Source organism: Maribacter sp. R86514, from assembly GCF_044597005.1.
Classification (GTDB): Bacteria; Bacteroidota; Bacteroidia; order Flavobacteriales; family Flavobacteriaceae; genus Maribacter.
This window is the reverse complement of the sequence record NZ_CP138999.1, coordinates 7,501-20,482: the sequence shown is the minus strand read 5'-3', so window position 1 is coordinate 20,482 and position 12,982 is coordinate 7,501. Positions and strand designations below refer to the sequence as shown.

The 12,982-nt window shown below is 36.6% G+C and carries 11 protein-coding genes (1 of these 11 cut by a window edge); all 11 read left to right on the top strand.

Translation table 11 applies throughout. The annotated features are described in order from the left end of the window. The first annotated feature begins 28 nt into the window (after positions 1-28). Positions 29-1,096 carry a class II fructose-bisphosphate aldolase gene (gene fbaA / locus SJY30_RS00090; protein WP_396633618.1) on the top strand — a complete coding sequence of 356 codons (1,068 nt, stop codon included), beginning with the start codon at positions 29-31 and terminating at the stop codon, positions 1,094-1,096. Between the two features lie 30 nt (positions 1,097-1,126). Further along, positions 1,127-2,002 (top strand): acetyl-CoA carboxylase, carboxyltransferase subunit beta, encoded by an 876-nt coding sequence (accD, locus tag SJY30_RS00085; RefSeq protein ID WP_396635290.1) that lies wholly within the window; start codon positions 1,127-1,129, stop codon positions 2,000-2,002. Further along, positions 1,999-2,319, top strand: a complete 321-nt coding sequence (locus SJY30_RS00080; RefSeq protein WP_396633617.1) for a hypothetical protein — start codon at positions 1,999-2,001, stop codon at positions 2,317-2,319. The genes accD and SJY30_RS00080 overlap by 4 nt, the downstream gene beginning before the upstream one ends. A gap of 272 nt (positions 2,320-2,591) precedes the next feature. Continuing rightward, entirely contained in the window at positions 2,592-2,861 is a 270-nt protein-coding gene (rpsO, locus tag SJY30_RS00075; RefSeq protein WP_036156156.1) for a 30S ribosomal protein S15, read from the top strand. Between the two features lie 206 nt (positions 2,862-3,067). Beyond that, entirely contained in the window at positions 3,068-5,284 is a 2,217-nt protein-coding gene (locus tag SJY30_RS00070; protein WP_396633616.1) for a polyribonucleotide nucleotidyltransferase, read from the top strand. 160 nt (positions 5,285-5,444) lie between these two features. Next, the gene (locus tag SJY30_RS00065; RefSeq protein WP_036156158.1) at positions 5,445-6,308 is read left to right on the top strand and encodes an RNA polymerase sigma factor RpoD/SigA; all 864 of its coding nucleotides are present in this window, start codon (positions 5,445-5,447) and stop codon (positions 6,306-6,308) included. Positions 6,309-6,561: 253 nt separating this feature from the next. Beyond that, on the top strand, positions 6,562-8,544 hold the full coding sequence (gene pulA, locus SJY30_RS00060; protein ID WP_396633615.1) for a type I pullulanase: 1,983 nt from the start codon (positions 6,562-6,564) through the stop codon (positions 8,542-8,544). A 28-nt stretch (positions 8,545-8,572) separates the two neighbouring features. After that, positions 8,573-8,797, top strand: coding sequence for a VF530 family DNA-binding protein (locus SJY30_RS00055; RefSeq protein ID WP_068482283.1), 225 nt, complete (start codon positions 8,573-8,575; stop codon positions 8,795-8,797). Then, positions 8,797-9,249 carry a tRNA (cytidine(34)-2'-O)-methyltransferase gene (locus tag SJY30_RS00050; protein WP_396633614.1) on the top strand — a complete coding sequence of 151 codons (453 nt, stop codon included), beginning with the start codon at positions 8,797-8,799 and terminating at the stop codon, positions 9,247-9,249. The genes SJY30_RS00055 and SJY30_RS00050 overlap by 1 nt, the downstream gene beginning before the upstream one ends. A 271-nt stretch (positions 9,250-9,520) precedes the next feature. Further along, positions 9,521-12,631 (top strand): WD40/YVTN/BNR-like repeat-containing protein, encoded by a 3,111-nt coding sequence (locus SJY30_RS00045; RefSeq protein WP_396633613.1) that lies wholly within the window; start codon positions 9,521-9,523, stop codon positions 12,629-12,631. 83 nt (positions 12,632-12,714) lie between these two features. Then, positions 12,715-12,982 carry the 5' end (the start) of a ribulose-phosphate 3-epimerase gene (rpe, locus tag SJY30_RS00040; protein ID WP_396633612.1) on the top strand. Its footprint extends 383 nt past the window's final position, so the window shows 268 of its 651 coding nt (coding positions 1-268); its start codon is at positions 12,715-12,717; its stop codon lies beyond the right edge, outside the window.

Below are 12,982 nucleotides of genomic sequence, written 5' to 3'. Positions count from 1 at the left end.
TTTTTAAGAAACAAACAACAACATAATTATGGCTCACAATATTAAACCGGGAGTTGCAACCGGAGATGAAGTTCAAGCAATCTTCAACTACGCAAAAGAAAAAGGGTTCGCATTACCTGCAGTAAACGTTATAGGTTCAGATACCATTAATGGTGTTTTAGAGACAGCTGCAAGTTTAAACGCTCCTGTTATCATTCAATTTTCTAACGGTGGAGCACAGTTCAATGCTGGTAAAGGTCTTTCTAACGATGGGCAAAAAGCAGCCATACTAGGTGCTGTTGCAGGAGCCAAACATGTTCACCAACTAGCAGAAGCTTATGGTGCAACAGTTATTCTTCATACAGATCACTGTGCAAAAAAATTATTACCTTGGATAGATGGTCTTTTAGATGCTAGTGAAAAACATTTCGCTGAAACAGGAAAATCTTTGTTCAGCTCGCATATGATCGATCTTTCTGAAGAGCCTTTAGAAGAGAATATTGAAATATGTAAAGGGTACTTAGAGCGCATGAGCAAAATGAACATGACGCTAGAAATTGAACTAGGTATCACTGGTGGTGAAGAAGATGGTGTTGATAATTCTGATGTAGATGATTCTAAATTATACACGCAACCAGAAGAAGTAGCATACGCTTATGAAGAGCTTTCTAAAGTTAGCCCTAAATTCACTATCGCTGCTGCATTTGGTAACGTACATGGTGTTTACAAGCCAGGTAACGTTAAATTGACTCCGAAAATCCTTTTAAACTCTCAAGAATATATTTCTAAGAAATACGGTGTTGAGCACAACCATATAGATTTCGTATTCCATGGTGGTTCTGGATCTACAGTTGAAGAAATCAGAGAAGGTATTAGCTACGGAGTTATAAAAATGAATATAGATACCGATTTACAATATGCTTTTCTATCTGGTGTTCGTGATTATATTCAAGACAACAAAGACTACTTACAAGCACAAATCGGCAACCCTAAAGGCGCTGACGAACCTAACAAGAAATTTTACGACCCTAGAGTTTGGTTAAGAAAAGGAGAGACTGCTTTCATAGAGCGTTTGAAAAAAGCCTTTGAAGACTTAAACAACGTAAACACACTATAAAAGTATAGCATAACCAAAAAAATGGATGAGATGACGGCTTGGTTTAAAAGAAAAGAAAAAGGTATTCAAACCTCTACCGAGGAAAAAAAAGACACACCTAAAGGACTTTGGTATAAATCACCAACAGGTAAAATAGTAGAGTCTGACGATCTTGCAAAAAACTTTTATGTTAGTCCTGAAGATGATTATCACGTTAGAATAGGCAGTAAAGAGTATTTTGAAATTTTGTTCGATAACAATAAGTTTACTGAACTTGACGAGAAACTAAGCTCTAAAGACCCTTTGAAATTTGAAGATACCAAGAAATATAGCGAACGTTTAAAAGCGGCACAGAAAAAAACCGGACTTAAAGATGCTGTGAGAACAGGATACGGAAAGTCTTACGGTAAAGACATCGTAATCTGCTGTATGGATTTTAAATTCATCGGTGGTTCTATGGGTAGTGTCGTTGGTGAGAAAATTGCACGTGGTATAGACTACGCCATTAAAAAGAAAACACCATTTATGATGATTTCTAAATCTGGTGGAGCTCGTATGATGGAGGCAGCGCTTTCATTAATGCAACTTGCAAAAACATCAGCTAAATTAGCTCAGTTATCTGAAGCTGGTTTACCATATATCTCTTTATGTACCGACCCAACAACGGGTGGTACTACGGCTTCTTATGCTATGCTTGGCGATATTAATATTGCAGAGCCAGGAGCATTGATTGGTTTTGCCGGTCCTAGAATCGTAAAAGATACTACTGGTAAAGATTTGCCCGAAGGTTTTCAATCATCTGAATTTTTATTGGAACACGGCTTTTTAGATTTCATTTCACATAGAAGAGATTTAAAGAAAAAAGTGAATCTTTACATTGACTTAATTCAGAACAACCCAGTAAGAGCAGAAAAAGCAACAGCGTGAAATCATTAGTATTCACTATACTATCTTTTTGGTTTTTATGCTGTTCTGCAGATAAAGAAAAAGTGCTCGTCGAAGAATCAGATTCGGCGAGTATTTTTAATTCTAATGCACAAGTTACCCAAGTAAGCATATCAGGTGAACCAAATGGGTACACTTTCAATACTACAATTTCAAGTCCAGATACAGGGTGTGATCAATATGCAGACTGGTGGGAAATTATAGATTTAGAAGGTAAACTTATCTATAGAAGAGTTTTGGCACATAGTCATGTAGACGAACAACCTTTTACAAGGTCAGGAAGCAACATTCCACTATAAAGTACCACAGAAGTATATATAAGAGTACACATGAATACTACAAGCTATTCAAATGCGGTACTTAAAAGGTGCTATTGACACTGGCTTCTCTTCTTATGAATTGGATATTGAATTTGCCAAAGAACTAGAAAACGTAGAACCATTACCAAATGGTTGTGCTTTTTAATTTTAAATTATTAAAATTTAAATTAAACATTTCAAAAAATATCTTACCTTTGCGGCTTGATTGAAAATCAATCACGTACATAAAAATCATTTAAAATAATATTGGAATGTATTTATCAAAAGAAGTAAAAGCCGAAATTTTCAAAAAACACGGCGGTAGCGAAACAAACACTGGTTCTACAGAAGGACAAATTGCTTTGTTTACACACAGAATTAATCACTTAACTGGTCACTTGAAAAAGAACCATAAAGATTACAACACTGAGCGCTCATTAGTAAAGCTCGTGGGTAAAAGAAGAAGTCTTCTTGATTACATGATTAAAAATGATATTGTAAAATACAGAGAGCTAATTAAAGAGCTAGGTATTAGAAAATAATATTGCAAAAGGGGATAGCTAGCTATCCCCTTTTTTAATACTCCCGCCTTAGGAGTTTAAGCCAAATATTTGGCAAAGGAGAACAAAAAGCTACACACGGTTTTTCATTGGTCAACACAACAACACAACAACTCCGACCAGAGAAATTTCAGTCGGAAAGACCATTGTTTAACAAATTTGCATGATGCAAATTTTAATCGAATTTTATGATTCCAAAAGTATTTAAAGAGGTCATAGACCTTGGTGACGGTAGAGAAATTTCTATCGAAACAGGAAAATTGGCAAAACAGGCACATGGATCTGTTGTTGTTCAATCAGGAAAATGTATGTTATTATGTACAGTTGTTTCCAACTACAAACAAAGTGATGTGGACTTTCTTCCACTAACGGTAGATTACCGTGAAAAATTTGCAGCTGCAGGTCGTTACCCAGGTGGTTTCTTCAAAAGAGAAGCAAGACCAAGTGACGGTGAAGTTTTAACCATGCGTTTAGTGGATCGTGTTTTACGTCCGTTATTCCCTAAAGATTATCACTCAGAAACTCAAGTGATGATTCAGTTAATGTCTCATGATGAAGACGTTATGCCAGATGCAATGGCAGGTTTGGCTGCTTCTGCCGCTATTCAATTATCAGATTTCCCTTTTGAATGTGCTATCTCTGAAGCTAGAGTTGGTCGTGTAAACGGTGAATTCGTTATCAACCCAACCCGTGCTCAATTATTAGAGTCTGACATTGATATGATGATCGGTGCTTCTGCTGATTCTGTAATGATGGTTGAAGGTGAGATGGATGAGATTTCTGAAGAAGAAATGACCGAAGCTATTAAGTTTGCCCATGAAGCTATTAAGGTTCAATGTGCTGCTCAAGAAGCTTTAGCGAAAGCTTTCGGTAAAAAAGATGTACGTGAGTACGAGCCAGAACGTGAAGATGCTGATCTAGCTAAGAAAATTCATGACATGGCTTATGATAAAGTATACGCTGTTGCTCAAGCAGGTTCTGCAAAACATGAGCGTAGCGCTGCTTTTGGCGAAATCAAAGAAGAAATCAAAGCTTCTTTCTCTGAGGAAGAGCAAGCTGATTTTGGCGGATTAATTTCTAAATACTATAGTAAAGCTGAAAAAGCCGCTGTACGTGACTTAACGTTGAACGAAGGTTTAAGATTAGATGGTCGTAAGACTGATGAAATCAGACCAATTTGGTGTGAGGTTGACTATTTACCTTCTACACACGGTTCTTCTATCTTTACTCGTGGAGAAACTCAAGCTTTAGCTACAGTAACTTTAGGTACAAGTAGAGAAGCAAACCAAATAGACATGCCATCTTACGAAGGTGAAGAGCGTTTCTATTTACACTATAACTTCCCTCCTTTTTCAACTGGTGAAGCAAGACCTATTCGTGGAACATCTCGTAGAGAAGTTGGTCACGGTAACTTGGCTCAACGTGCATTGAAAGGAATGGTTCCTGAAGATTGCCCTTACACAGTACGTGTAGTTTCTGAGATTTTAGAATCTAACGGTTCTTCTTCTATGGCTACTGTTTGTGCTGGTACTATGGCAATGATGGATGCTGGGGTTCAATTGAAAAAACCAGTATCAGGTATTGCAATGGGATTAATTTCTGATGCAGATTCTGGAAAGTATGCTGTATTATCAGATATCTTAGGTGATGAAGATCACTTAGGCGATATGGATTTCAAAGTAACAGGTACTGCAGACGGTATTACGGCTTGCCAAATGGATATTAAAGTAAAAGGTCTTTCTTATGAGATTCTTGTTAATGCTTTAAAACAGGCTCGCGAAGGTCGTTTACATATCTTAGGAAAAATTACTGAAACTATTTCTACACCTAACGAAGATGTTAAAGATCATGCTCCTACAATGGTATCTAGACGTGTACCTAATGAATTCATTGGTGCATTAATTGGTCCTGGAGGAAAAGTGATTCAAGAAATGCAGAAAGAAACTGAGACAACTATCGTTATAAACGAAGATCCAGTTACTGAAGAAGGTATAGTTGAAATATTAGGTGTTGGTAGAAAAGGTATTGATGCTGTAATGGCAAAAATAGATTCTATCTTGTTCAAGCCAGAAGTTGGTAGCGTTTACGAAGTAAAAGTTATTAAGATGCTTGATTTCGGTGCAGTTGTAGAATATATGGAAGCTCCTGGTAATGAAGTATTATTACACGTAAGTGAACTAGCTTGGGAACGTACCGAAAATGTAGCTGATGTTGTAAACATGGGCGATGTATTTGACGTTAAGTATTTCGGTATAGATAAGCGTACTCGTAAAGAAAAAGTTTCTCGTAAAGCCCTTTTACCAAAACCAGAAGGTTTTGTTGAAAGACCACCACGTGATGATAAAAGAAGAGATGACCGTCGTGGAAACGATCGTAATCGCGATAGAAAACCAAGAAGAGATTAATTCTTTTGTAAGGTAATTCTTAAAGCCTCGACTAATCAGTCGAGGCTTTTTTTATGTAGTTCAACGGAAAAATGAACTTTTTTTGATTGAATTGTAACATTCGGAAGTTTTTTACGTATAAGTATATGCAGTCTATGCAAACTGAACTTAATTTATTTTAATGAGACAGCTTAAGATTACAAAACAGGTCACCAATAGAGAGACCGCATCTTTGGACAAGTACTTACAAGAAATTGGAAAAGTAGACTTGATTACCGCTGATGAAGAAGTAGAGTTGGCACAACGTATCAAGGCAGGCGACCAGATCGCTCTTGAAAAACTCACCAAAGCCAACCTCAGATTCGTGGTTTCAGTTGCGAAGCAGTACCAAAACCAAGGCCTTACTTTACCAGATTTGATTAACGAGGGTAACCTTGGATTAATCAAAGCTGCACAGCGTTTTGACGAAACGCGGGGATTTAAATTTATCTCCTACGCCGTATGGTGGATCCGTCAATCTATATTACAAGCATTGGCAGAACAATCTCGTATCGTTCGTTTGCCATTGAACAAAATTGGTTCTATCAACAAGATCAATAAAACTTTTGCTTTCCTTGAGCAAGCGCATGAAAGAATGCCTTCTCCTGAAGAAATTGCAAAAGAATTGGACATGACTGTTGATGACGTAAAACAATCATTGAAAAACTCAGGTAGACACGTATCTATGGATGCGCCTCTTATTGACGGTGAAGATTCTAACCTTTATGATGTACTTCGTAGTGGTGAATCTCCTAATCCTGATAGAGAATTGTTACATGAGTCTTTACGTACAGAAATTGAACGTGCTTTAGAAACATTAACGCCACGTGAGGCAGATGTTATTCGTTTATACTTTGGTCTTGCTAACCAGCATTCTATGACCTTAGAAGAAATTGGTGAAACTTTTGACCTTACTAGAGAAAGAGTTCGTCAAATTAAAGAAAAAGCAATTAGACGTTTAAAGCATACTTCTAGAAGTAAAATATTAAAAACGTATTTGGGTTAAAAACTCTTAGCGTTCAAGCTATAAAAATTACACGTTAAATATTCCCTAAATTGGTAATATGGCATATTAATTGTAATTTTAACGGTAACAACAGTTTATCATGACTGTTCGTTTTTTGATTGATGAATAAACTCCGGCTGATTACCGGAGTTTTTTCATTTATAATAGTTTCATTATTATTTACTTAGCTAACCCTAAATAACTATTATCCCCAAAATTTCTTTCCTTATCTTAGAGCATCAACACCATTTCAATGAAATACACACTACTAATTCCAATAGTTTTCATGTGCTTTAATTCTTGTAATCACCATAAAAATAATACTGATTTTGACAGCTACCCTACTCCTGTTAAAGAAAATTTATGGGCGCAATACAGTCAAAAATCAACTTTATTTAAACTTTGGTCCCCTAAGGCAGAAGAAGTGATTTTAAGACTCTATAGAACCGGAAACAACTCTAAATCATATGCAAAATATTCCCTAAACAAGGACGACGAGGGTATTTGGGAAATTAACGTTGATGGCGATTTAAACGGAATTTACTATACTTTTCAAGTTAAATCAGATAACAAATGGCTAAATGAAACTCCAGGAATTTACGCACAAGCTGTTGGAGTAAACGGAAATAGAGCTATGGTTATTGATATGGAAAAAACCAACCCTAAGAATTGGCAAAGTGATATCTCCCCAGCGCTCAATTACCAAAACGAAGCTATAATCTACGAGCTTCATATTAGAGACATGACCATTCATCCTCAATCTGGGTCTTCTATGCAGGGAACCTATCTAGGCCTAGTTGAAACCGGAACTAAAAACCCTAACCAAAGTACTACGGGCATAGACCACTTAAAGGAATTGGGCATTACTCATGTACATCTTTTACCTTCTTTTGACCATTATTCCATTGATGAAGCTAACTTAAACACCCCGCAATTTAATTGGGGATACGACCCTCAAAACTATAATATTCCTGAAGGTTCCTTTTCTACTGATCCTTTTAATGCAGAAGTTCGTATTAAAGAATTTAAACAAATGGTTCAAACGTTTCACGCTAATGGCATCGGTGTTATTATGGACGTTGTCTATAACCATACCGGCAAAACGGATGAATCTAACTTTAATCAAGAACTGCCAAATTATTATTACAGACATTGGGAAGATGGCTCGTATTCAGATGCTGCTGCTTGTGGTAACGAAACTGCCTCTGAGCGCCCAATGATGCGCAAATTCATGATTGAATCTGTTTTACACTGGACTAAAGAATATCATATTGATGGGTTTCGTTTTGATCTTATGGGCATTCATGACATTGAAACCATGAATATCATTGCTAAGGAAATTTTAAAAATAAATCCTGACGCACTATTATATGGCGAAGGATGGACTGCCAAAGATTCCCCATTACCTGAAGAAAAGAGAACGCTCAAAAAATACATGCAACAAATTCCAAAATTTGCTGCCTTTAGTGATGATTTACGTGACGGAATAAAAGGTTCTGTTTTTGAAGATGAAAGCTTAGGTTTTGTGAGTGGAGCTGTAAAAACGGAAGAATCAATAAAATTCGGGATTGTAGGTGCTATTCAACATCCCCAAATTAATTATAACAGTGTAAACTATTCTGAAGCCCCCTGGGCTAACGAACCTTGGCAATCTGTAAATTACGTGTCTTGTCATGACAATCATACGCTTTTTGACAAATTAAAAATCTCAAGACCTAATACAGATTCTAAGACCTTAATTGCTATGGATAAATTGGCAAATGCGATTGTTCTTACATCACAGGGAACTCCATTTTTACATGCCGGTACAGAAATGCTTCGTACAAAAAATGGCGAACACAATTCATACAATTTACCTGATAGTATTAACCAAATAAATTGGAACAGGAAAAATGAACACAAGGAGGTTTTTGAATACTATAAAAATCTAATTAAACTTAGAAAAGAACACCCGGCTTTTTATATGACTACAGGCTCAGATGTTCGTAAACACCTAATATTTCAAAAGACTGATAATTCGCTGGTTTCATTTACTTTGGAAGACAATGCAAATGCCGATAGCTGGGAGAAAATTTTAGTCATATACAATGCATCTAACGAAATAATAGATTATAAAATAGAAGGAATTTGGCAAGAAGCGGTTTCTGGTAGTACCTTTGATTTTGAAGGTTCAACTTTTTTGAAAGACCATATTAAGGTTCCAGCACTATCAATGTACATTGCTTTTCAAAAATAAAAGTAATTCCTACTAAATAAAAAATATCATGAGCTCAGATTCTCAACCCAACAATCCCCTTCACGGTGTAAAATTGGTAACTATTCTAGAAGAACTAACAGAAAAGTATTCATGGGAAGATTTAGCCGGTCAGGTAAATATAAACTGTTTTAAGAGTAATCCTTCCATAAAATCTAGCTTGAAGTTTTTACGCAGAACACCATGGGCACGTGAAAAAGTGGAACATTTATACCTTCAATCTTTTAAAAAATAATGGGATTTAATATTGTACTTATAGAACCGGAAATCCCTAACAACACAGGAAATATTGGTAGACTAGCACTTGGCACAGGTTCTACTCTACACTTGGTAAAACCTTTTGGGTTTGAACTTACAGACAAACGCTTAAAAAGGGCAGGGCTTGATTACTGGCAGCATTTAAATGTTATTATGTACGAGAATGTTGATGCATTCTTTGAGCAGAATAAAGAAAAGAAAATGATTTTCTTTTCTGCCAGCGCAACTAAAAATCATTGGGAAATTGATTTTGAGGAAGATATGTTTTTAGTCTTTGGCAAAGAATCTATTGGCTTGCCAAAATCTATTTTAAATGACAATGCGGATAAAGCTGTAAAAATTCCCTTATACAGTGAACATATCCGCAGTCTTAATTTAGCCAATGCAGTTGCAATTTCAATTTACGAAGGTTTAAGACAAATAGAATAGCAGCTATTAGCTTCTTGATTATTATGTCGTAGTAATTCTATAATCATACTATTTATTCTCCGTTTGCTGATAGCTACATTTCATAACTATGGAAATAGCAAAATAATTAGTGTATTCTAGTAGCATTCTTAAGACAAACATCATTTAATAAGCTTACCATATTAAATGAGTGCTATCCTCGTTAAAATTTTCCTATCGCTTATTATTGGCAGATTAAATTATTATTTTCAAGCTAGTAATAAACCAATCCACCAAACAAACAACGACTACAATGAACTCAAAATCATCTCTCCTTTTTATTTTATCTCTTATTTTTATTTGCAGCTCTTTACACGCACAAAAAAAGAAAATTAAAAAAACCAGCTCGCAAACAACAATCAATACAGCTTTTTATGACAATTTAGAATGGCGTAATATTGGACCTGTACGTGGCGGGCGTTCTTTAGGTTCTGCCGGTAGCCCTAGTAGACCCAATGAATATTATTTTGGTGCAACTGGTGGTGGATTATGGAAAACTACTGATGGCGGTAATGAGTGGAAACCAGTTACAGATGGTCAAATAACCAGCTCTTCTGTTGGCGCTGTAGCGGTAGCTGAAACAAATCCTGATATCGTATACATCGGCATGGGCGAAGTACAATTACGTGGTAGTATAACGCAAGGCGATGGTGTATACAAATCTATTGATGCCGGTGAAACATGGAAGCATTTAGGACTAGAAGAAACTCAGGCTATTTCTAGAATTAGAATTCATCCCACAAATCCTGATATAGTATATGTGGCAGCCCTAGGTCATCCATATGGCGATAATGAAGAACGTGGTGTTTTTAAAAGCACTGACGGTGGTAAAACATGGAACAAAACACTTTATGTGAGTGATAAGGCTGGTGCCGTAGATTTGATCATTGACCCCAACAACCCAAATGTATTATATGCCAGTACTTGGCAAGTGCAGCGTAAGGCTTGGAAAATGTGGGGCGGCGGTCCAGATTGTAACCTATGGAAGTCTACAGATGCTGGTGAAACCTGGACAGATCTTTCAAAAAATCCAGGTATGCCAGAAGGTCCGTTAGGAAAAATTGGAGTAACCGTTTCTCCGGCAGATTCTAATCGCGTTTGGGCAATTATTGAAGCAAATGAAGGTGGAGTTTTTCGTTCAGAAGATGCGGGTAAAACTTGGAAAAGAACAAATGATGAGCGTAAGCTTAGACAACGTGCTTTTTACTATTCTAGAATTTATGCCGACCCGTTGAATAAAGATATAGTTTACGGACTCAATGTAAACTTTTGGAAATCTACAGACGGTGGCGAAACATTTGATACAAAAATTACGGTACCTCACGGAGACAATCATGATCTTTGGATAGACCCTAATAATCCTGACCGTATGATTTCTTCTAATGATGGCGGTGGCGTTGTTAGTTTAAACGGCGGAAAATCCTGGACAGAAGAAGACTACACAACAACACAGTTGTACCATGTAATGACCACTAACGATGTACCTTACCATGTGGCAGGTGCACAACAAGACAACAGTACTATTGCTGTACCAAGTGATGGTTGGGGGCATATGCAAGCAAGAGGCCAAGGTGATGGTTGGGCATACGCTGTTGGTGGTGGTGAAAGTGGTTGGATTACCCAGCACCCAACCAATTTAGACATATTTTATGCAGGTAGTCAAGGTGCACTATTGACACGATATGACAGAAGTAATGGTCAATCTAGAGACATACAGGTATATCCGCGATTTTTCTCGGGCGAGCCTGCTAGCGCATTACCTGAACGTTGGCAATGGACGTTCCCTATCATGTTTGCACCAAAAGATGAAAACGTAATGTACACGTGTTCACAGCATGTTTGGAAAACTACGGATGATGGACAATCTTGGGAGAAAATTAGTCCAGATTTAACCTATGCAGACCCATCCACCTTAGGTAAAACGGGTGGTATTATTACCATGGATATGAACGGACCTGAAATTTACGCTACGGTTTTTGCTCTTGCTCCATCTAACCACAACATTAATACTATATGGGCAGGTTCAGACGATGGTAAAATTCACATTACTAGAGATGGCGGTAAAAATTGGTTAGACATTACTCCTAAAGAATTACCAAAATTCTCTAGAGTTAGTATTATTGATGAATCCATTCACAATCCAGGAACATTATACGTTGCAGCAAATAGATACCAAGTAGATGATAGACAACCTTATGTTTTTAAGACACATGATTATGGAAAAACTTGGACAAAAATTATCAACGGAATAGATGATGGGCACTTTGCAAGAGCGGTTCGCGAAGACCCTGTTAGAGAAGGACTTCTATTTTTAGCAACTGAACACGGAGTATATTTTTCAATGAACGACGGGGAATTATGGCAAAGTCTTCAATTGGAATTACCCGATACTCCAGTTAGGGATTTAGTCATAAAAGATAATGATGTCGTTTTAGGAACCCACGGTAGAGGGTTTTGGATTCTTGATGATATTCAACCCTTAAGACAGTATACTTCTGAAATGGAAGATCAAGAAGCTGTACTTTTTAAACCAACCAATGCTTTAAGAGGATTGACAAATGCTTCTATTCAATATTATTTAAAGGAAGAAAAAGACACCATCACCTTTGAAATTTTTGATACTAATGATAAACTCATAAATACGTTTACCGGTAGTAAACCTAAATATGAAGTTGACCCTAACATACCTTATTGGTTAAAAGGAGGGTCTACAAAACCTACCACAGCAAAAGGAATAAACAATTTTACTTGGGACATGAGGTATCAAGGTGCTACTACTTTTGAAGGAATGATCATTTGGAGTGCAAGACCTGCACGCGGACCAAAAGCTCCTTTAGGGACTTATAAAGTAAAAATGAAATCAGGGGATTATGAAAAAACATATGCGTTTGAAATAAAAATGGATCCAAATCTTAAAGGGATTACCAAAGAAGATTTAGATGAACAATTTGAGTTATCCAACAAAATAATGGGTAAAACTTCGGCTGCCAATGAAGCAGTTATTAAGATTAGAGAAATTAAAAAGACCCTTGGTGATGCAAAAGATGCTATTGATGACTACGATAAGAACATCACCCCTTTCTTAAACGAGTTAACCGAAGTCGAGGAAAGTCTATATCAAGTGAAAAATCAATCAGGTCAGGACCCATTAAACTTTCCAATAAAACTAAATAATAGATTAGCATCATTAAGAAGAAGTGTAGAATCAGGTGAAGCAAAACCTACAAGCGGAGCTTACAAAGTTTACAAAGAATTATCGGCAGAACTAGATGTTGAATTGAACAAGTTGAATACTATTATGAAGCAATACAAGTCAAAAATTAATCCCATACTCACTAAATATGGTGGAAGTAAAATTGATTAAATAGAGTTAAAGCTAATTTAAAAACGACTGTTGAACGAAATACAAATCCGTATTTTTGTATTGAATTACAAAGGTTATATATCATGAAAAAGGCAAGTATAGCGCCATCACTTTTAGCAGCAGACTTTGGAAATCTACAACGCGATGTAGAAATGGTGAACGCCAGTGAAGCAACATATCACCATATCGATGTTATGGACGGAGTTTTTGTGCCAAATATTTCTTACGGTATGCCTGTGGTCAAAGCAATACATAAATATGCCACTAAGCCTTTAGACGTACATTTAATGATTGTAGACCCAGACAGATATCTAGAGGAGTTTGCAAATTTAGGCGCTCATATCTTAACCG